Annotated in this window: 16 protein-coding genes; 6 read left to right on the forward strand and 10 right to left on the reverse strand. The window is 35.1% G+C overall.

The genetic code is table 11. From position 1 onward, the window contains the following. Positions 1-70 precede the first annotated feature (70 nt). Entirely contained in the window at positions 71-1,180 is a 1,110-nt protein-coding gene (locus tag EKM79_RS06770; protein ID WP_125567240.1) for a serine hydrolase, read from the forward strand. A gap of 1 nt (position 1,181) precedes the next feature. Further along, entirely contained in the window at positions 1,182-2,267 is a 1,086-nt protein-coding gene (locus EKM79_RS06775; RefSeq protein ID WP_125567193.1) for a PrsW family glutamic-type intramembrane protease, read from the forward strand. Here EKM79_RS06775 and EKM79_RS06780 read toward each other — a convergent pair. Then, the gene (locus tag EKM79_RS06780; protein ID WP_125567195.1) at positions 2,258-3,643 is read right to left on the reverse strand and encodes a DHA2 family efflux MFS transporter permease subunit; all 1,386 of its coding nucleotides are present in this window, start codon (positions 3,641-3,643) and stop codon (positions 2,258-2,260) included. The genes EKM79_RS06775 and EKM79_RS06780 overlap by 10 nt on opposite strands. Before the next feature lie 119 nt (positions 3,644-3,762). Between EKM79_RS06780 and EKM79_RS06785 the strand changes: the two genes are divergently transcribed. Beyond that, the gene (locus tag EKM79_RS06785; protein WP_125567197.1) at positions 3,763-4,188 is read left to right on the forward strand and encodes a MarR family winged helix-turn-helix transcriptional regulator; all 426 of its coding nucleotides are present in this window, start codon (positions 3,763-3,765) and stop codon (positions 4,186-4,188) included. Between the two features lie 280 nt (positions 4,189-4,468). Next, on the forward strand, positions 4,469-5,608 hold the full coding sequence (locus tag EKM79_RS06790; RefSeq protein WP_125567199.1) for a trans-sulfuration enzyme family protein: 1,140 nt from the start codon (positions 4,469-4,471) through the stop codon (positions 5,606-5,608). 159 nt (positions 5,609-5,767) lie between these two features. Here EKM79_RS06790 and EKM79_RS06795 read toward each other — a convergent pair whose 3' ends face one another. From EKM79_RS06795 to trpX, 4 genes are all read right to left on the reverse strand, one after another. Next, a complete protein-coding gene (locus EKM79_RS06795) occupies positions 5,768-7,177 on the reverse strand; it encodes a sugar porter family MFS transporter (RefSeq protein WP_125567201.1) in 1,410 nt (469 codons plus the stop codon). Between the two features lie 222 nt (positions 7,178-7,399). After that, positions 7,400-8,149 (reverse strand): ABC transporter ATP-binding protein, encoded by a 750-nt coding sequence (locus tag EKM79_RS06800; protein ID WP_125567203.1) that lies wholly within the window; start codon positions 8,147-8,149, stop codon positions 7,400-7,402. Continuing rightward, positions 8,146-9,036 carry an ABC transporter permease gene (locus EKM79_RS06805; RefSeq protein ID WP_125567205.1) on the reverse strand — a complete coding sequence of 297 codons (891 nt, stop codon included), beginning with the start codon at positions 9,034-9,036 and terminating at the stop codon, positions 8,146-8,148. Before EKM79_RS06805 ends, EKM79_RS06800 begins: the two co-directional genes overlap by 4 nt. Beyond that, entirely contained in the window at positions 9,033-10,031 is a 999-nt protein-coding gene (gene trpX, locus EKM79_RS06810; RefSeq protein ID WP_164506031.1) for a tryptophan ABC transporter substrate-binding protein, read from the reverse strand. Before trpX ends, EKM79_RS06805 begins: the two co-directional genes overlap by 4 nt. Before the next feature lie 537 nt (positions 10,032-10,568). Here trpX and EKM79_RS06815 point away from each other — a divergent pair. After that, complete coding sequence (locus EKM79_RS06815) at positions 10,569-11,645, forward strand: YibE/F family protein (protein WP_125567209.1); 1,077 nt, start codon at positions 10,569-10,571, stop codon at positions 11,643-11,645. After that, positions 11,645-12,391 (forward strand): YibE/F family protein, encoded by a 747-nt coding sequence (locus tag EKM79_RS06820; protein WP_125567211.1) that lies wholly within the window; start codon positions 11,645-11,647, stop codon positions 12,389-12,391. Before EKM79_RS06815 ends, EKM79_RS06820 begins: the two co-directional genes overlap by 1 nt. On the opposite strand, the gene EKM79_RS06825 is transcribed toward EKM79_RS06820, so the two are convergent. The 5 genes from EKM79_RS06825 to EKM79_RS06845 form a co-directional block, all read right to left on the reverse strand. Beyond that, entirely contained in the window at positions 12,388-14,466 is a 2,079-nt protein-coding gene (locus tag EKM79_RS06825) for a HelD family protein (protein WP_125567213.1), read from the reverse strand. The genes EKM79_RS06820 and EKM79_RS06825 overlap by 4 nt on opposite strands. Before the next feature lie 171 nt (positions 14,467-14,637). After that, positions 14,638-17,397, reverse strand: coding sequence for a SpaA isopeptide-forming pilin-related protein (locus EKM79_RS06830; protein ID WP_164506028.1), 2,760 nt, complete (start codon positions 17,395-17,397; stop codon positions 14,638-14,640). A 345-nt stretch (positions 17,398-17,742) separates the two neighbouring features. Continuing rightward, positions 17,743-18,663 carry an aldo/keto reductase gene (locus EKM79_RS06835; RefSeq protein ID WP_125567215.1) on the reverse strand — a complete coding sequence of 307 codons (921 nt, stop codon included), beginning with the start codon at positions 18,661-18,663 and terminating at the stop codon, positions 17,743-17,745. 65 nt (positions 18,664-18,728) lie between these two features. Further along, positions 18,729-19,394, reverse strand: coding sequence for a helix-turn-helix domain-containing protein (locus EKM79_RS06840; RefSeq protein WP_125567217.1), 666 nt, complete (start codon positions 19,392-19,394; stop codon positions 18,729-18,731). 123 nt (positions 19,395-19,517) lie between these two features. Next, positions 19,518-21,284, reverse strand: a complete 1,767-nt coding sequence (locus tag EKM79_RS06845; protein WP_125567219.1) for a glycerophosphoryl diester phosphodiesterase membrane domain-containing protein — start codon at positions 21,282-21,284, stop codon at positions 19,518-19,520. Between the last annotated feature and the right edge of the window lie 146 nt (positions 21,285-21,430).

The following is a 21,430-nucleotide window of genomic DNA, read 5'->3' on the forward strand; positions in this document are numbered from 1 at the left end:
ATATTATATTAACTATTATATTATATAATGGTTAATATAATACATAAATGCGAAAAATAAGGGGATAATTATGCAGAAGTGTAAAAACTGCGGACATATGAATCCGAACCAAGCAAAGTTCTGTGAAAAGTGCGGTTCATTATTGTCCAAAAATAATATTGTAGTCAAGGATTCGAAAAAAACAAAATATATTCCATGGATTGTAGGAGTATTATTAGTTTTTGTATTTATAGGCGGGAGTGGTTATTTCATCTTTAATCACTTTAAGCCGGTTCATCAGCGAGAAACTAGGAATGAGCAAACAACCAAAAATAAAAATAAATCTGTTTTATTTGATAATAAAGGTTCGGATTCAAAGAAAACAAAAAAGTCGGGAATAACAACTGATTCATCAATTGCATCAATATTATCTAATGATTTGTCAGGAATAAATGGTGAAACTTCAGCATATTATTTTGGAATAAACGATAATAAAAAAGCGTCATATGGTAATTATGACGCTGAGCAAAGAGCTGCTAGTGATATAAAATTATTTATTATGGCGGCGGCATATCGAGAAGTTTCTCAAGGAAATATTTCTTTATCTGATAGATATACATTAACGGATGCTGATAAAGTTAGTGGTACCGGTGTTGTACAAAGTATGCAATCGGGTGATTCACTGACTTATGAAGATTTAATTAACTATATGATTACTAAAAGTGATAATACTGCAGCAAATATTATTACAAAACAAATTGGTGGTATTTCAGTCGTCAATGAAGAGATTAACAGATTAAATTTAAACGATACAAGAATGGAAAGAATGTTGATGGATCAAGATGCGTTAGATTCTGGCAAGGATAATATGAGCTCAGCCTATGATCTGGCATTGTTCCTGAAAAAATTGTATGAGCACAAAGTTGTGTCAACTAAGTATGACAATGAAATGTTATCTATATTGTCTAACGACAGTAATCATTCCAAATTGCCGAACCAGGTAAATACTGATACTGTGATTATTTATAACAAGACTGGTGAATTCGGAACGTATGGTGTTGAAAACGATGCTGCAATATTCAAACATGATAATAAGGCTTTTGTTTTGGTAGTAATGAGTCAGGACGGAAGTTCTTCTGAACAAAAATCAGCAATGAGTTCACTAGGTAAGGACGTTACCCAGAAAGTTCTAGGAGATTGATATGAAATTCTGTGTATATTGTGGTAAAGAAATACCTAACCAAGCAAAGTTTTGTGTATATTGTGGGCAGCAGCAACCAAAAGGTTCAATAAGAGAAGATTCACAACCCGTTAGTTCTAAATCAGAAGGAATCTACGATATGGCTACCGGTAAATTAAATTCGTATACTGGAGGACATGGTTCGGTACATGTTAATTTAACTGAAATGTTCAGTGAGGTTTTTGAACACCATACCTCTGAAGAAGCCGAAAAAATATTTATTGCGGGAACTAAATATACAACTCCAGATTTAGATGACACTTCTGATAACTGGACTAAACCATGGTTATTTTTCAGAGTTTTAAGTTATTTTTCGTTGATTCTAGTGGTTCTTCTTGGAGCCGCATATCTTCTGGGTGGCGTTATGGCGGTCCCAGGTGTAATGATTGTTTCAGCACTTGCAGTTCCGTTTTCAGCCGTTATTTTTTATTTTGAATGTAATGCTTTTCAGAATATTAGTATTTTTACGGTTATGAAAATATACTTTATTGGTGGTGCACTTTCACTATTGGCAACAATGTTTTTGTACCAGTTTGCTATTTATAGTAATAGTGGAGAGGTAGGGTTGTGGAGCGCATCAGTTATTGGTTTCGTTGAAGAATTGGGTAAGCTAATAGTAATAATATATTTTGTTAATAAAATCAAAACTAACTATATTTTGAATGGTATTTTAATTGGTGGATCAGTTGGCGCAGGATTCGCTACGTTTGAAACGGCCGGATATATTTATTATTCTGGAGATTCATATATCATTACCGCACTTCTTCGTGCAGTCACAGCTATAGGTAGTCATTTAGTCTGGGCAGCGATTACTGGTGGAGCAATAATGCTATTGAAAAAAATGGGTACAAATATATCGTTTGAAGAATTATTTGATTCACATTTTTTGATATTTTTTGGATTAAGTATTTTCTTACATGCAATGTGGGATTGGACATTCATCGGTTGGGTTAAATATATCTTTTTGATTACCGTGGCATGGATAATATTATTTGTCTTAATGAATGCTGGAATTAATCAAGTGCATGCGCTTAAGAGTCAATCATGACTCTTAGTAACAATATTTAGTGACCAACAAGCAATAATTAAGAATATTAATAACATTAAGAATGAGTTTTTAGCACCGACAGCGGTCTTGGCAGAATAGCTAAGGCCGTTGTTTACGTTTTGTGAGAGAGAAATAACGGTTGAAACGAGTGCTGTACCCACTGCTCCAGCAAACTGTTGGACAGTATTGAACATACCATTACCATCAGCGTTTTGACTTTCATCTAATTGTTGTAAAGCGTTAGTCATAGTATTTCCCATAACAGACCCCATACCAATCATTAGTAGAATATAAATCGATAGTATATATAAAGTTGTTAGATTTTTTCCTTTAATGAAAAACAGGAACATGGCAATTATCTGTAGAGTGATCCCAAACATTATTGGTTTTCTAGCTCCCAACTTGTCATAAATCGTACCACTCAATGGTGCTAGAACGGCACCAAGTGCAGCTCCCGGTAAAACAATAAGGCCTGCAGTTAAAGCAGTCTGATGATTTACTAATTGAATATAATTGGGAAGTATGAATGATATTCCCAAGGCGATGATTTGAATTAAAAAGAAGGCCACCAAATGTAACGAAAATGATTTGTTTTTGAATATTTTTAAATTTAATAATGGGGAATTTGTTCTTGATGAGTGTCTGATAAAGAGAATTAGGGCAATGATTCCAATGACGATAGGAACGAAAAAATTAAATGGTGTTTCTTTAATTGATGATAAATTGCTAAAACCAATAATGGTTCCAACAAAAGTAGCTGCTACGTAGATTAATCCAATTACGTCTAGTGAGCTATGAGTTGGTTTAGAGCTCTGATGAATGGATAATAACCCTAATATTAGAGCGAGTATAACTACTGGCATTAAAAATAGGAAAATTTCACGCCATCCATAAACATCAACAACTAATCCACCATAAGTCGGACCAATTGCTGGAGCAATGGCTGTGATTAATGTTCCGATTCCCATTAAGAGACCGATTTTGTTAATGGGAGCTTGTTCCAGTATGATATTGAACATTAGTGGTAGGGCGATTCCAGCACCGACACCTTGTATAACACGACCACCGACTAACTGAATGAAGTTAGTGGCTGTAATATCTAAAATCAAACCAATAAGAAATAATATGGCCGCAGTGGTGAACAGCTTTTTTGATGTGAAATTCTTTTTGAGGAAGGCTGATAAAGGCATCATAATAGAGGCGACGAGCAAGTATCCAGTTGTCATCCACTGGATGCTTGCGGTGTTGACACTAAATTCTTTCATTAGAGTGGGAAAGGTAATGTTAGTCGCAGTTTCAATAATTACCCCACAAAATGACAATAATCCGGTGGCAATAATTGAAAGCACTAGTTTTAAATTTAATTTACGGTTCATGAGATCTTCCTTTTTTTAAATTTGTTAGAATTAGAACTAAACAATAAAGTTATAACATAAGTCGGCAGATATATGCTAGTATTGATTTAAAGTTCGAATTATAACAATTGGAGAAGATCATGGATAGATCATTGGGAATATTGATTAAAAAAGCTAATAATGCGGTTAATAGGGATGCGGATAAGTTTGCACAAACACTTGGATTGACGAGCGTGCAAATAAGTATTATTGACTATGTATCACGTGAAGAAAACAAAAAAGATATTTTTCAAAAAGACGTTGAAAGTGAATTTAATATTCGTCGAGCTACTGCCACTAGTGCTCTAAAGTTGATGGAAGAACGTGACTTGATTGTTCGAGTACCTATGAAAAAGGATGCCAGACTGAAAAGAATTATTCTTACGCCTAAATCACATATCTTATCTAAAAAGATATGTGAATATTTTGATCATGCCGAACAAAATATGATAGCAGCAATGGGGGATAAAAATAAATCCGTTTTTAAAAATGCTTTAAGACAAGTAATAGATAAATTATCGGATTAGAATTAAGCGTTATAACGATAAAAGAAATTTGACAAAAATCAAATTCAAGCATATTCTCATAACCATAAACCAAACGGGAGGTCATACAATATGTTTTTAGCCTATACTCAAACAAATAACAGTTGTTGTTGTGGTTCGCATCTTACGCGATCCACTAGTTTGAGTTGCTAATCATCATTGATTGACTCAAGTTTAAGGATAATCGCGTAAGGTGCAGATAAATTTATCTGCACCTTTTTTTATATCCTAGAAATGATTTTAGAGGGGGAGAATTAATACTATGAAATTTAATACAAAACTTATTCACGGCGGTTTCAGTGAAGATCCTACAACAGGAGCTGTCTCAACACCTATCTATCGTTCTTCAACGTTCCATCAACACGAATTGGGTGCCAATCCAAAGTGGGAATATGGACGTACTGGTAATCCTACACGTGCTTCACTAGAAAAGTTGATTGCCCAAATTGAAAATGGTAAGTACGGCTTTGCTTTTGCATCTGGTTCGGCGGCCATCCATGCGGTATTTTCAACGTTTTCAGCTGGAGACCATATCGTTGTTGGAAATGATGTCTATGGTGGAACATTCCGCTTGATAAACAAAGTTCTCAAACGATTTGGTATGGAGTTCACATCGGTTGATACACGTGATTTTGATGCGGTTGAAAAGGCTATTCAAGATAATACTAAAGCAATTTATTTAGAAACTCCTACGAATCCTTTGTTAAAGATTACTGATGTCGAAGGTATTTCTAAAATTGCTAAGAAACATAATTTAGAGACAATTGTTGATAATACTTTTGCTACACCATACAATCAAAATCCATTGACCTTAGGAGCGGATGTGGTGGTTCACAGTGCTACTAAGTATCTTGGTGGACATAGTGATGTTGTTGTTGGATTAGCTGTTACAAGTGATGAGAAAATAGCTGAAGACTTGGCATTTTTACAGAATTCGATTGGTAGTGTTCTAGGACCTGATGATAGTTGGTTATTGATGCGTGGAATCAAGACTCTTGGAGTTCGTATGCGTGTCCATGCTGATAATGCAAGATTAGTTTATGATTATCTTGATAATAATGACAAGGTATCTAAGATTTATTACCCTGGTAATCCAGAATCAGTTGGTTATGAAATTGCCAAGAAACAAATGCGTACATTTGGCGCTATGATTTCATTTGAGTTGCAACCAGGACTTGATCCTAAGAAGTTTGTTGAAAGTTTAAAATTAGTAGACTTAGCAGAGAGTCTTGGTGGAATTGAAAGTTTGATTGAGGTTCCCGCCGTTATGACGCATGCTGCTATTCCACGTGAGATTCGTTTACAGAATGGTATCAAAGATGAATTAGTCAGATTGTCAGTTGGTATTGAAGATTCAGAAGACCTCATTGGTGATCTCAAACAAGCTTTTGATCAGATTTAAATTAGAGAATGTGGTAAAGTACGTTTAATTTCTGAGTATAACCTAGAATGCCCCCGTATTTACGTCAGTAAATGCGGGGGTATTAATATTTAAACGGAAGAAGTTGTGCTTTTTTGCGCGTTTACGCTACAAATTTAGTTATGTCACAACTACTTTACTTTATTTCGTAATGAATTTTCGTTGTATTTGTTCAAGCGTTAAACCTTGTGTTTCAGGGACACATGCGTAAGCAAATATCCATGCAAGTACGTTGAATGCAGCAAACACAATAAAGGTTTTGCCAATTCCTAAACCTGAAATCATAATTGGAAAGATATATCCGACGATGAAATTTGACATCCATAAGAAGAATGTTGCCAATCCCATTCCAAATCCTCTAATACTCTGTGGGAATATTTCTGATAACAAGACCCAAACTATTGGTGCAACGGATCCTTGGTAACATGCCAAAAATGTCATTAAACAAAGAATTACGCCATATGGAAGTACGGCTCTGCTTAATATCTTAGTCATAGCTACCAAAGCAATCAATGAGACGGTCGTACCTGCTATTCCTGTCAGCATATATTTACGTCGACTTACCTTGTTAATAAGGCGCATACCAATTATTGTAACGACAACAGCTACAATACCGTTACCGATATTAGCGATTAATGATGCGCTCTTAGTGAATCCAGCATTGGTGAGGATAGTAGTACCGTAATACATCATTATATTTATACCCATGAATTGTTCCATTATTCCTAAACCAGCACCAATGAAGACTAATCTGCGTATCCATGGTTTCTTTAGTTCTTTAACGGGTTGAACTTTTTTATTATTTAATTTCATTATTGAATGAACAGTTTGTATTTCACGATCACTATCTGAACTTTTTCTTCTGATTTTTGATAGAACCTTTTTTGCCAGTTTGTCTTTACCCATCATAACTAGCCAACGTGGTGATTCTGGTGCAAATTGCATTCCGATAAAAAGTGCGGTGGCTGGAACCATTCCGAATCCCAGCATATAGCGCCAAATGTGTGGAACATGGACAAAGGTTCCTAGTAGGGCGTTAATTACGAATGCCAATAATTGTCCACCAACGATCATTAATTCATTTTGGGTGACCATTTGTCCACGAAGTTCAGTTGTGGATATTTCTGACAAGTAAGTGGGAACAACTACAGATGCACCGCCGACACCTAATCCAACTAAAATTCTAAATAAAATAATAGATGTAACATTAGGTGATAAGGCGCATCCAAGAGTTCCTACAAAAAAGAGAATTGATAGTGCAATAATTAGACGTTTTCTACCAGCTTTATCTGATAAGTGACCAGAGATAATAGCCCCGAATGCGGCACCTAAGGTTACACTACTGGTAACTAGTCCTTCGTTAGAAGGAGATAGATTCAACTCCTTAGGACTTGCCATATAATCAATGGCTCCATTGATAACACCAGTATCAAATCCGAATAGTAGACCACCTAACGTAGCAATTTTAGCGATACGTTTTAAATGGCGATCTGACTGAGTATTTATAACTTGTAGTTTATTTTCATTGAGTATCTCATTTTCTTCTCGCATTTAACCACCTCTATATTATTTGGAACTTAAGAAAATTTGATTGAAAATAATGTAAACTACACAAAAAAGCCGAGTATTAAAATACACGACTTTCATATTTTTATGGTAATAAGTGTGTAGCTAATACACTTTTCACTATAACACTAAAGTTTTTCTAATGTTTAGTACTACCCTTATTACGACTGATATAAGTAATTTTGTTTGCCTTTTTCTGTAAATATTTTAGAAATATTCGAGTAGATCTTCTTCTTTAAGTTTAGCTTTTGCTTCACTATCAAGATCTAAGACGATTTTACCTTTCTTTAGAACGATCAATCTATTACCGTATTTAACGGCTTCAGTTAAATTATGTGTGACCATTAAGCAAGTTAGCTTCTTTTCTTGAATGACTTTGTTAGTTAGTTCCATTAACTCTTGACTAGTTTGTGGATCGAGTGCAGCAGTATGCTCATCTAGTAATAGTAATTCAGGTCTTTGGATGATTGCCATTAAGAAACTGAGTGTTTGTCTTTGACCACCAGATAGCTTTTCGGTGAATGTATTTAAACGGTTATCTAGGGTGGGTAAGTCTTTTGTAAATGATTCAAATTCCTTCATGTGATCATTTAGTTTACGTAATCTTAATCGTCTAGGGAGTCCACGACGTTTAGCTAATAATAAGTTTTCGGCGACTGTCATTCGTGGTGATGTCCCCAACTTTGGGTCTTGGTAAACACGACTTATATAACGGCTTCTTTTAGCAAGATTTGTAGAAGTAATATCATCGTTGTTAAGTAATATCTTGCCTGACGTCAACGTATTTGCACCCGTAATAGCGTCTAGTAATGTTGATTTACCGGCACCATTAGTACCTAGAACTACTATGAAGTCTTGTGGTTTGATTGATAAATTAATGCCATCGAGAATATTCAATTCTTGATTGTCATTGTAGATAGTTTTAACGGCATTGTCTATTTCTAATAATGATTTCATTTACTTTTGACCCCGTTTCTAAAAACTCTGAAAAATTGTGCTCTAATTGTAGGTAATGCAAGACATAATGCAAGGATGATAGCTGAAATTAATTTCAAATCATTTGTATTGAATCCTAATTGTAGGACGATCATCAAGATCAAGCGGTAAACAATAGAACCAATTACGATTGTAATGAGTCTGGCACTGAGTGAAACATCTGGGTAGATAACTTCACCGATAATAATGGCTGATAAACCTATAACGATAGAACCAATACCCATGTTGACGTCGGCAAATCCGTTTTGCTGTGCAATGAGACCACCTGTTAAAGCGACGATACCGTTAGAAACCATAATACCGATAAACTTCATCATAGTTGTGTTGATACCCATAGAGGCTGCCATGGTTTCATTGTCACCTGTTGCGATGACTGCTTGGCCTTTTTCGGTATTTAAGAAAATAATTAATAAAAAGGTAATAATAGCGATGATGACAATTCCTAAGAAGATGCCATTGAAGTTAACTGGTAATTTATCCAATCCGTAACGGTTGAAGATGTTATTTGGTTTTGTTAAGGACATATTAGCTTTACCAAGAATACGTAAGTTAACTGAATATAATGCTGTCATGGTCAAGATCCCGGCAAGTAAACTAGGAATATGTAATTTTGTGTACATAAATGCTGTAGCGAAACCAGCTAGTGAACCGAAGATAAAGGCGATGAGTAAAGCTAGTTCAGGTGAGTAACCATGTTGAATGAAGATAACCGCAGTAACAGCTCCTAATGGAAAACTTCCTTCAACGGTCATATCAGGAAAGTCGAGAATTCTAAATGTGATGAAAAGGCCGATGGCCATGATAGCCCAGATGAAGCCCTGGCTGATTGTTGATATTATTAGATTCATTTTATGATCTTCCCTTCTTTTTGAGCTCGTTTGATGACAGATTCTGGGAACGTAATATTAAGCTTTTGAGCTTGTTTTTCGTTCAAAATCAAATGGCCTTTTTTAATGAATGTAACGGGCATTGTGGCTGGCTTACCTTTGCCGCGAAGAATCTTAACGACATCTTCACCAGTTTGTTCGCCGAGTTCATATTGACTTAATCCATATGTAGCAAGTCCGCCGTCAGACACCATAGTTGTGGCGGCTGGAAAAACAGGAACATTTTGTTTAGCAGCAATGCTCGATAGTAATTTCATACCACTAGCAACAGTATTGTCAGTAGGTACGAAGATTGCTTGTACCTTTTGAGAAAGACTAGTGGATACTTGTTCCAAATCATTAACGTTACTAATACTTGAAACCGAAACGGTCATACCTTGCTTGGCGGCTAACTTCTTCATTTTTTTCATTTCAGTTGTTGCTGACATATCACTTGAAGTATAGATAATACCGATATGTTTGAGATCAGGCATTATATCTTTAATTAATTGGAGTTGGCTATCTAGTGGAGCTTGGTCTGATACACCAGTTATATTACCGCCTGGTTTAGTATTGCTAGGGATGATACCAAATCCCTTAGGATCAGTAACAGCACCCATGACGATAGGAATAGTTGAAGTTGCATTTTTTAGTGATTGAACTGAAGGAGTAGCAATTCCGACAGCAACATCGACATTGTCTTGAACAAATTGTTTACTGATAGTTCTTAGATTACTTTGGTCCCCTTGAGCATTTTGAAATTCAATTTTGATGTTTTTACCATTGATGTATCCATGTTTCTTTAAAGTATCGTCAAGTCCCTTATTGATCTGATCTAAGGCTGGATGTGACATCAATTGAAGTACACCTACTTTAGGAATCTTGTTCTTAGCTACCGTTTCATTGTGGCCTGTGTAGAAGAACGCGAATATTAAAAAGACAAATAAGAAAATAATAGTTCCGTATAAACGTTTCATATGTTTCATTTTTTTCTCCCCCGTAATCCTGATAATAAGTATTATAAAAAACAAAAAGACAATCTCATAGCTTGTGAGATTGTCTTTGAACAAAAAAATCCCACATGGACTTAATCTAGAAATTCCATGTGGGCTTAAGTTTTAAATTAAACTAGTTTAATAGGCCGACACGGATATGATCCTCTTCAGGTCACATCCATATCGGATCAACCTGAATTATCGGCTTTGCCAACGCTTATTTACAATGTTTAGAGAAATAGTATTTGTCATAATGAAAATCTCCTAACAGTTTTTTTCAGCTGAATTCAGTTGAGTAGTTGATGTCAAAAATCATATTTCAAACTTTAAACTTTGTCAACGGTTTAATTTAAAAAGGTCATATCTGTGTTCAATGAAATAGAGTATTTGTTACCATAGAAGCCTTGATAAATAAGGGATATACTTACACTATTGGCTCAAATATTTTTTTATAAATAAAACATATTACTAAATAATGTTAAGTAGTGATATTATTAAATAATAATTTAAGGTGACGATATGAATAAAAAATATTTACGAATAGGTGTAGTAATTATCATTGCTATTTGTGCAACGGTTTTTACACACTTTGACTCATTTCTATACAAAGATCCAATTATAAAAGTAGAATCAGTGAAAACTTTGGAAAGAAATAAAAGTACTGATGAGTATAAAAATACAGATACTCAAGTAAAACAACGTCTTACGGGCAAATTCTTGAATACCGATAAACGTGGACAACCGATATCCGTTGATAATACATATTATCAATCACAGTTAGTTGACCAGAAGTTCCGAGTGGGACAACAAGTCATGCTAACAAAAACTGGCAGGCACTATTCGGTTAACGATGTTAAGCGAGATACTGTTTTAGTGTTCACGATTGGTATCGTTTTGGTACTGCTATTTTGTATGCAGTTTAGTCGAGGTAAACTTCTAACTAGTGTGCTATTGAATTTGGCAGTTTATTATGGATTTATGAGAATTCTAATTAATACACATAATAGTATCTTATTACTCATGACTGTTATAACGGCATTACTGATTTCTGGAATTGCTTTGATAGTAATTCTGGGGCCGACAACGGATGCATTAATGGCATATTCTAGTACAGTTATATCAACCACTATCGCAATTTTATTGAGTGTTCTCTTATTAAGTATTTCCAACAATAGTGGTGTTCATATGGAACTGACGGACTTTGGATTACAACCTTATTTTAGTGTATTCATATCACAGGTTATCTTCAGTGTATTGGGTGTTATTTTGGATGAAACAATGGATATATCTTCATCGTTGATAGAAATGAAAAAAGAAATTTCAAATGTATCGGAGAAAACATTATTTCAATCTGGAATTAATATTGGAAGAGAGCTAGTGGGACCGCTAATAAATATTCTTCTGTTTATTGTAATCGCTGAGCACTTGAATGTTGTTTTACTTTATTTGAGTAATGGAAACTCAATTAATTATACTTTTGAAATGACTTTGAGTTTAGGCTTTGCACAACTGTTGATTAGTGGAATTGGGATTGTTTTAACCGTTCCAATAACTAGTTTCATTGCTAGTAAAATAATTACAAGGAGGGCAGTCTAATGCTATATCTATTAGGTGCTTTCGTAATTTTGTTGTTATTAGTGGCCGGAAGCCGAGGATTATCACTCTTATTTGGTCTAGGAATAAATATTATTTCAATTGTGGCCTTGTTAATCCTCATTGCGGATGGATTCAATGTTTTAATAACTACAATGATTGTATCAGTAATTATTTTAATTGTAGCTATATTTATGAATGTAGAGAATCCAAGTACTGCTAATATTGCTTTTAAAACGTCGCTATTGATTATGGTTGTGATTATTCTAATAACGATACCAATAGAATATTGGGCTAGCGCTCAAGGAATGGGTGTTGAAGATCAGGAAGAGTTAGAAGGATTTTCATTAGCTGCAGGAGTTTCGTTCCCTCAATTAGCTGTTGCAGTTATTGTAGTCAATAGTTTGGGAGTGATATCTGAAACGAGTGTGGCCATTACTAGTGGATTGAATGAAATTGTTGAGAATAAACCAACACTTACGCCGACTGAGATTTTTAATGATGGATTTTCAGTTGGAAATAGAATTTTGATTACACAGACAAATACACTGTTGTTCAACTTTTTTGCGACAACTTTTCCGTTGTTCTTTTTAATTCATTCATTGAATGATAATCTAGGAGAAATAGTTAATGACAAATTAGTTGTAGCAGAGGTTGTAACGATGCTAATATGTGCAATTGGTGTCATATTAACAGTGCCCATCACTTCATACTTGGTATATCGTAACGTTAAGCTAAAAAAAATCTAATTGATATTAAGTATGGAATTGACTATTAATTCTTTTGAAGCACGAGAAAAGGCCGTGTAAATCCTATTTTCCCCAAATTTAGTATTTTGATAATAGTTAGAATTAATGTCAGCAATTATAACGTTGTCGAACTCTAATCCTTTGGCTAATGATAGAGGAAAAATAATAACACCATTTTCAGGCAGTTTTTCGGTACTGGTACCGATAACTGTCTGTTTTATTTTGGAATTAATAAAATTAGTCAAATCGGCGTTACTAGTAATAAGTGCAGTAAGTTTTGTCTGATCAAGTGACTTTATTTGTGCTTTTAAATTGTCGATAAATACGTCTAAGTTGTTGTTTACAATGAATTTACTTTTTTTACCACCGGTTTGAATGGTATTGATTTTATCAATTAAGTCAGGTGATCCGTGTTTGATGAATTCTTTGGTGATTTCACCACTGGATCGATAGCTGGTATACAAGTTCCTTTGAGTGACTTTTATATTGTGCTGCTCGAATAATTCTTTTAATTTATTAAAAGCTAACGGGTTTTGAGTTTCAATGATAGATTGAAATTGATCACCAACTAATGTCCAATTGGCCTTTGGAAAAGCGAGAATTAAGAATAAAATTTGATCGATAGAATAATCTTGAATTTCATCAATCATGATAAACTTCATAGATTTTTTGGATAAATTCAGAAGTTTCAGTTTGGCAAATGTATAATCTAATTTACTTGTTTCATCTACTTTTAAAATCGATTTAACAATTTGGGTAATATTTAGCCAATTCTTTTGTTCGAGTTGTTTTAGTAAGTTTCGATACTTCCATTGCAGCATTTTCTTTGTAGCATTCTGGAATTCAATATCAGAATTAGGCGAAATAATCTTTCCAAAGATTTTTTCTTGTTCAGAACTGGTTAAGTCGGATAATTCTGCCTGAATTTTCCCGCTTTTAGAGTCCTGTTCAATCTTTTCTTCTATTATGCCGCTCATAATGGAAGTTAAGGCGGTAATTCGCTTGTTTGGTGCGAGATTACTAGGTGTCTGATCATAGAGATTTTTTATATTTTGTTGGCTAAAAATGGTTTTGCCATTTAATTTGATGTTTCTAAAGGATTTTTTATTAAATTGGCAATAATCTAACGACATGGTTAGTTCTTGAATGTGGCTAATATTGGATTCAAAATGATCTTTTGCGTTTGTAAAATTGGTTATTAACTGTTTGAACGTCATTTGTAACGGTGATTCTTCTCCTAAACTTGGAAGAACCCGGTTAATATAGTTTGTAAATAGTACATTAGGCGTCAGTAATAAAACGTCATCAGCGACTAAATTATCTCTGTAACGATACAGAAGATAAGCAATTCGTTGTAAGACAACCGAAGTTTTACCACTACCAGCTATGCCATTAACTAATAATGCTTGACTTGAAGTATCACGGATAATAACGTTTTGTTCCTTTTGAATTGTAGCGGTTATAGAGCCCATTTTACTTTGTTTATTTTCCTGAAGAGTTTTTACTAATAGTGGATCTTGAATTGCAATATCTGTATCAAAAATATCTTCAAGTACATCATCATGCAATAAGAATTGTCTACGTGTTTCTACATCGACATCGATTTTTCTATTATTGGCTGTGTAATTTGTTGGCCCTATCTTATTGTTGTAGTATAAGTCGGCAATTGGTGAGCGCCAGTCCAATATCATCGGTTCTTCAGGGGTTAGAGAAAATCCCGCAGATCCAATATAAAAGGGAATAGATTCTGTTTCGTCCGGATATTTTAAATCGATTCTCGCAAAATAAGGAGCTGGAAGTAATCTTGTTACTCTGGATTTTGTGCTTTGAAGTTGTGTTTGTTTGCTGTTAAATGAATCTATTTGTTTATTCATAGTTTCTATTGCTGCAAATGTATCTAAGTTGTCAGCATAACTATCAAAATTTAAGGCTGTTTCCTTACCAGCGCTTTTTTTGAAATTTTTAGCCTTGTCAGCATTTTTTGATATTTGATTATCAATACTATTTAACGTCTGCTGTAAGGTTTGATGCACCATAGTTAAATGTTTTTGCTCAGATTTGAAAGTATTATCCATAAATGATACCCCCTTATATTAGGTATTTAATACTAGTACGATAAACCGATAAATAACAGTCTTGTATTGGCTAAAAAAATCCTTCATAATATATATGAGGAAAGAAACGAATATGTAAAAAAGAGCTGGCATTTTAATAAATGTCAGCTCTTTTTCTATTACATCTAAGTTCTAGATGTGTTTATGTTTTAATCCGTATCCAGCAAGTCCAATTAATAAGAGGAATCCAATTAGAATTGCAACGATACTTTGTTTATTTCCGGTTTGAGGGAATCTGCCAGATCCAGGGTAGGTAATTGATGGGTTGCCGGATCCAAGAGATGATCCGCCGTTGCCACCATTATTGCCTCCAGGTAATCCTGGAATTACTGGAAATACAGGTTTGCCAGGTTCACTTGGGTTAGTTGGTTCAGTAGGTCCTGGTACAACTGGCTTTTCAGGCTCAGTAGGTTCACCTGGATTACCGGGCTCAGGTTCTTCGGGTTCAGTAGGAGGTATGATTGGTACTTCGGGTTCTTTTGGAGATTTTTTATCTTTAGCGTTTAGTTCGCTAGTTTTATCTTTTGTTACAGTTACTTCAATTGGAGTCTTGTCTAGCTCATAACCATTAGGAGCTTTGATCTCGGTCAAAGTATATTTACCTTCAGCCAAATCTTTGATAGTAATTTTACCGTTTTTATCGGTAGTATATTGTCCAATGACTTTGCCATTACTATCTTTAAGTTCGTAAACAGCATTTGCTAATAACTTGCCAGATTCATCAGTCTTAGTAAGAATGATCTCACCTTTGTCAGGTTCGACAACAGGAGGAGTAGTTGGAGACTTTTTATCTTTTGCAGTTGCTTCTGCTGTCTTGCCTTTTTCGACAGTGAGTTCAATAGGTGTTTTATCAAGTTCGTATCCATCAGGAGCTTTGATTTCAGTTAAAGTATATTTACCTTCAGCCAAGTCTTTGATAGTGAATTTACCGTCTTTGTCAGTAGTATATTTACCAATGACGTTACCTTCGCTGTCTTTGAGCTCGTAAACAGCATTAGCGAGGAGTTTACCAGATTCATCGGTCTTAGTAAGAGTTATAGCACCCTTATCTGGTTCAACAACAGGAGGAGTAGTTGGAGACTTCTTATCTTCAGCAGTAAATGTTGTTTCTTTACCATTCTCGATGGTGAATTCCTGTGGAATTTTATTAAGTTCATATCCATCAGGAGCTTTGACTTCAGTTAAGGTGTATTTACCCTTAGCTAAATTATCAAATGTTATTTTACCATCTTTGTCAGTAGTGAATTGACCAATAACATCTCCGTGTGAATCTTTTAATTCATAGACTGCTCCGGCTAAAGGATTACCTTCAGCATCAGTCTTGGTGAAGATAGCTTTTCCAGGTTCCTCTTCTAGGTTAGTCAGGTTGTCTTGTGCATTTACATATGTATATTGATCTTTTTTAACTGTGAATTTTATTAATTTATCAGATAGATCGTAACCTTCAGGAGCTTTTGTTTCTTTGAAGGCATAGTCGCCGACTTTTAATCCACTAACTGATATACGACCTTCAGAGTCAGTTACTAGGCCGCTCTGGATAACGTTACCTTCAGCATCCAATAGGTCGAATTCAGCACCTGGTAGTAAGTCACCAGTAGTTACGGATACTTTATCAAGAATAACATTACCAGTATCCGGTTCGACCACAGGAGGAGTGGTATCTGGATGGTCAACTTGAGTTAAGTCTATTGTATTACCTTTGAATGTTCCTGGAATTGTGAATTCCATAGGTGTTTTATTTAATTCATACCCATCAGGAGCTTGTATTTCAGTTAATGTATAGGTTCCGGCTGGTAGGTTACTAATTGTCAATAATCCACCTGCTTCAGTTTCTACACGGCTCATTATTACTTTTCCAGTACTATCCTTTAGTTCATAAACAGCACCTCTTAAAGGCCTGCCTAATTCGTCGGTTTTCTTTAGAATTACGTTTCCGACAGCATTAGCTCCGTTACCAGATCCAGAACCACCGTAATGAACGCTACTACTTACATCACCAGTGATTTGATCTGAAGTTAGGGAAGCATCGTCTGACCATGTATTGTCAGCGTTTGGATCAGGCTGGATCTCAACTCTGAACGTCATATCAACGGCAGTTGAAACATCACCAAATATAAATTGAACCGTGTCGCCGTTAACAACGACTTTTGGATTCAATGTTCCACCATCAGCTACGAAGTTACCATTCTTATCGTAAGATCCAGTAGGTGCATAAACAGAACCATTTACGAATGTTTGTCCGGGACTTAATTTATCCGTAATGACTACATTGGTTAGTTTTTCACTTCTTGGGTTGTAGGCAATATTCCAAGTAATGTATTGTGGTTCTCCATTTTCACCAGATCCACTCAACCAGCCACCTTTATTGATATTCCAGTACAAATTGCCAGGATTCTCAGTATTGGTGTTAGTCCCTCTAACGTGGAAGGTTAGGTGACCACCTCTGTCAACAGTGGTTGTCGATAATACATCGTTGAATGTAATGGTACCTGTTTTTTCACCAGCTTTGATGGTGTAAGTACCAATTTGTTCACCCTTATCATTGTACATTGGAATATTAGTTAAATTAGCGGTTAGTCTAATATTTTCAGGTAATTCAAATGTAGCGGTATCGCCAGCTTTAATTGGTTCGCCGTCAGGAAGAGACCAGTTATATGAAACATTGTAGTGATCCCAATAGTAAAAAGGGTCGTTACTCGTAACCGGATTTCCATTAACGTCGGTAATGATCGCATCGTTTGGTCCAAGTCCATTGATCTCAATACTACTCTGAGGTTGAGGATTTGTGGCAGTTGCCGCATGGGCGATTTCAGAGTTAGGGATTATCCATGCAAGAAGAGCCAACAGAATTGCAACCATGCTGATCAAAAAGGACGTTCTCTTGATTCTCATGATTAACATCTCCCTTAGCAATTTGATGCTATTTATTTGATTCAAAATGAATTATAGTTCCTGATTATATTAAGGGTTAATAATTAGCCCAATTGTTTATTTATAGTTGATATATAAGTAATCACATGATATACCAATTGATTTTTTATAAAAAAAATAAACCGGAATTATATTCTCGGTTTATTGGTTTTCAGATTTATTTTGTTCGGTTTTGAAGCGCTCTGTTGAAACGCGTTTACAAAGAACAACAACCTCCGCTTACTACGAATAAGCAATGCACCACTAACGTGGCACCTTTCTTATCCTAGGTAATGCTCAGTTGTTCCCGTTCTTTGACACGCTCTGTTATGGCAAGTCATTTCCTGCTGCAAAGTATACGTCATACCATTCTTGTTTGGTTAATTCGACATCTGCACCTTTGGCACTGTCAGCAATGTGTTCTGGATTCATTGTTCCAATTATAACTTGCATATTGGCAGGGTGTCTTAGAATCCATGCGGTCGCAATACCATTCTTTGATACTCCATATTTATCGGCCAATTCTTGGAGCTTTTTATTTAATTCAGGGAATTTGTCATTATCAATAAATACTCCCTCAAACATTCCATATTGGAATGGTGACCAAGCTTGAATTGTAACACCCATACGTCTTGAAAATTCAAGAATTCCACCATCATGGTTGATTGAGCGTGTATCAGCCATATTAGTATGCATTCCGAAGTCCACCATGCCGGTGTGCATAATACTAAATTGTAATTGATTGATAATAAGTCTTTGATCGACAGCCTCTTGAACCATCAAGTATTGTTGAGGATTAAAGTTTGAAACACCAAAATGACGAACTTTACCTGAATTTTGAAGTTCGTCAAAGGCTTCTGCAATTTCTTCTGGTTCCATCAATGGGTCAGGTCTGTGAAGTAGGAATGAATCGAGATAATCGACTCCCAAACGTTCCAAAATGCCATCCACGGCATCTAATAAATGTTGCTTTGAAAAGTCATAACGAGTATCTGGTACAATTCCACCCTTTGATTGAATGTATAAATCGTCTCGTTTAACGGTGGTCTTCTTCATTGCCTCACCGAAGATTCTCTCAGATTCGCCGTCACCATAGATATCAGCCGCATCGATGAAGTTAATACCATTATCAAATGCTGTGTCGATTGACTTAGCAGCTTGATCAGGTGTTAAAGCGTTCATACGCATAATTCCTAATGCAACTGCTGATGCTTCCCAACTTGTTTCGCCAATGTAACGTTGTTTCATATAATTATCCTCCTATTATTAGTAACGGTTTAATTATCGTAGTTACTAATAAGGTAGTCAATTAATTAGTGAAAAGGATTCCAAGAACTGGTGCGAGGTTCTTTACTTTTTAAATCATAGGGGTAGTAATCCAGTGTTTCATATTTGCTACGTGGGTAACCCCAATATTTTTTCTCAATAAGTTTCAAACTGTAAACATAAGATCCTTTATGTAGAACCATTGCCCAATGTTCATCTTTATCCATAATACCTGCGTAAACCTTCTGCCAAAACCCATTTCCATAAGTGTCAGTTTGAATATAGATATCCTTTTTAGGGATTGGTTTGTCAGTTATAGGCATGATTGCGTAGCTAGTTTCAGTTTTTAAAAATGGATTAATCAAATCAATATATTCTTTTTGATAATGATGTCCATAGCTTAATACACCAAGAAATGATAGCGTCATAACGCCAATAATCGATAATGCAATAGCAAGTCGTTTATACCTTTTCTTACCTTTAACATCTAAACTGATTTTTTCGACCACGTTATTGTTCTCCCCTTTGAGTAATTCATCAGTTGAAAGATTCAGAATTTCGCTGATTGATATTAATACATCCAAGTTAGGATAAGTTTCGTTATTTTCCCATTTAGAAATAGTTTGTCGACTAACGTGCAATTTAATTGCTAGTTGTTCTTGAGTAAGTTGTAATTCATTGCGCTTGTTCTTGATTACGTTTCCCAGTTCCATTTCATCACCTCGATAAATATTATCTCAAGGAATAGGGATGAAACCTAGCTAAATTGACGGGCATTGTGTAAAGATTCGTTTACATTTGGATATAAAAAAAGACACCCGAAGGTGCCTCATGAATTAGAACGGACTTTGCATTTGTAAAATGTAATTATAAATACGTTTGGCGTATCCAGACTGACTAAAATTGCTTTTGATTTCAGCCTTTAAATCAGATAAGTTATCAGTAATTATTCCATCTACGTCAATGAACATCATGTGGCTCATATCTGTGGAGTCATTGACTGTCCAAGCGTAAACTTTTTTGTTGAGGGCATGTGAACCATCGATAAAACTAGAGTTTAAAGTGGAGTATTCCATGGTAAAGCCATCTGCATCACTAATAGGTACTCCAGTTAGATTGAATGACAGTATATAGTTTGCGGCAACTTTTGGCATAGCCTTCTTACTTTGTTCAATGTAACTATACTTCAGCGAGTGAACCATATCGCCGTTCTTTTGTAGTTGAGCACCATATTTTTTGGCGAAGTTTGTAACAAATCCATTGCTATTACCTTTGACGGATTTAAATTCTACTAATAATTTTTGATGCAATTTAGTAGCTGTATTTAAATAATCATCGAAGCTAGCAATGTAGGCTGTTTTGTCATTTTCGTGAATTTGGGTCTGTGTTAATTCATCTAATGTCATTTGGCTAGGACGCTTATTAATACCTGCTAGACCCTTCAAAGTATTGTCGTGATAAACAACGTATTGATGATCTTTTGTTTCTTGAACGTCCATCTCAATGTAAGTTGGCTTCTCCTTTGAGGTTGCCTCTAATGCGGGGATAGAGTTTTGAACGCCGTTACCATCGTCAACACCACGATGAGATATTGTAACGGGTGGCTCCATCAACCAGCCTTTGAAGTAAATAGTGTCATAAGTAACAAAACTGAATATTGTAGCTGCGGCAAGTAAGATCCAAAACCATTTATGAGAACGATTTTTGTGAGCAGTCTGTATATATTGGGTCTTTGTTTGACTGAGAACAATTAACGTTGATATAGAAGTCGCATATAAACTGCTAAGAATATTAATCAATTGTACTAGTGTCAGATTGATAATTGCGGTTGGAAATTGGATAACCGATACATGATCAAATCCCAGTTGTCCGGCCAAGATAATTCCGAACATAGCGAATGAAATCACCGACATAACGATGAAAGATATAACAAATGCTCCCAGGTAGTAAAGAGTCTTTCCTTTAGTCATTCTCCAGCTATGATGCAGGGCGTTTTTGATTGTTCGATTATCAAATATCATGAGTGGTAGAACGAATAGCCAGCGCATACCGATATAAAAAATAATAATGTAAACTAACACCAGCGTAATGCCCCATGGTAGATGTTCTGTAAAAAGCCAATCCATAATAAATTGAGGTACTTTTACTTTACTTAATAGATTAGATGAAAATCCCATTCCTACAAAAGGGGTAATCAGTAAAAAGTAAATTAGGAAGAATCCAAATGCTCTAAATGGTAGACTTACTATCTCTCTGAAAATGGTTTTTAAGTAATCCCACCATTTCATATTGGCTTTTGATTTTATGGCCTGAAAACTGATTAGTACTAATGCAAATTGACTGAATACTAGTAATAGTATCAGTAGTAGAACCATAATTAATCCAATGAATACCAATGGTCTTTTAGTAATAATACTTAATAAATTAGTATATGAAACATATTTAATACCACCTAGCATCAGTATCCAATTAGTTAGGATATTGAGTGTTGGAACTAAAATAAAGTTGATTAAAAGTTCTACTAGGATAATAACCTGACTGTATTTCCAAAAGTAACGCCAAAAATTACTATTTTGCTCCTTAAAAAGTCTGAAACTCCCCATAAGTAACCCCCAATAATTTCACTAATATTAATAATAATACTAGTAATGATTATTAAGTAAATAAATTTTAGATTATATGTTGGTCTTGAGAGTATGTTAAGAATTATTATTAATTCTGGAATAATAGGATTTTAAGTTCTAAAATT

This window comes from Companilactobacillus insicii (assembly GCF_003946015.1).
GTDB classification, from domain to species: Bacteria; Bacillota; Bacilli; order Lactobacillales; family Lactobacillaceae; genus Companilactobacillus; species Companilactobacillus insicii.

Coding starts and splice junctions, on each gene's coding strand:
- EKM79_RS06770 (WP_125567240.1), top strand. CDS start 71: ATGCAGAAGTGTAAAAACTGCGGACATATGAATCCGAACCAAGCAAAG.
- EKM79_RS06775 (WP_125567193.1), top strand. CDS start 1,182: ATGAAATTCTGTGTATATTGTGGTAAAGAAATACCTAACCAAGCAAAG.
- EKM79_RS06780 (WP_125567195.1), bottom strand. CDS start 3,643: ATGAACCGTAAATTAAATTTAAAACTAGTGCTTTCAATTATTGCCACC.
- EKM79_RS06785 (WP_125567197.1), top strand. CDS start 3,763: ATGGATAGATCATTGGGAATATTGATTAAAAAAGCTAATAATGCGGTT.
- EKM79_RS06790 (WP_125567199.1), top strand. CDS start 4,469: ATGAAATTTAATACAAAACTTATTCACGGCGGTTTCAGTGAAGATCCT.
- EKM79_RS06795 (WP_125567201.1), bottom strand. CDS start 7,177: ATGCGAGAAGAAAATGAGATACTCAATGAAAATAAACTACAAGTTATA.
- EKM79_RS06800 (WP_125567203.1), bottom strand. CDS start 8,149: ATGAAATCATTATTAGAAATAGACAATGCCGTTAAAACTATCTACAAT.
- EKM79_RS06805 (WP_125567205.1), bottom strand. CDS start 9,036: ATGAATCTAATAATATCAACAATCAGCCAGGGCTTCATCTGGGCTATC.
- trpX (WP_164506031.1), bottom strand. CDS start 10,031: ATGAAACGTTTATACGGAACTATTATTTTCTTATTTGTCTTTTTAATA.
- EKM79_RS06815 (WP_125567209.1), top strand. CDS start 10,569: ATGAATAAAAAATATTTACGAATAGGTGTAGTAATTATCATTGCTATT.
- EKM79_RS06820 (WP_125567211.1), top strand. CDS start 11,645: ATGCTATATCTATTAGGTGCTTTCGTAATTTTGTTGTTATTAGTGGCC.
- EKM79_RS06825 (WP_125567213.1), bottom strand. CDS start 14,466: ATGGATAATACTTTCAAATCTGAGCAAAAACATTTAACTATGGTGCAT.
- EKM79_RS06830 (WP_164506028.1), bottom strand. CDS start 17,397: ATGAGAATCAAGAGAACGTCCTTTTTGATCAGCATGGTTGCAATTCTG.
- EKM79_RS06835 (WP_125567215.1), bottom strand. CDS start 18,663: ATGAAACAACGTTACATTGGCGAAACAAGTTGGGAAGCATCAGCAGTT.
- EKM79_RS06840 (WP_125567217.1), bottom strand. CDS start 19,394: ATGGAACTGGGAAACGTAATCAAGAACAAGCGCAATGAATTACAACTT.
- EKM79_RS06845 (WP_125567219.1), bottom strand. CDS start 21,284: ATGGGGAGTTTCAGACTTTTTAAGGAGCAAAATAGTAATTTTTGGCGT.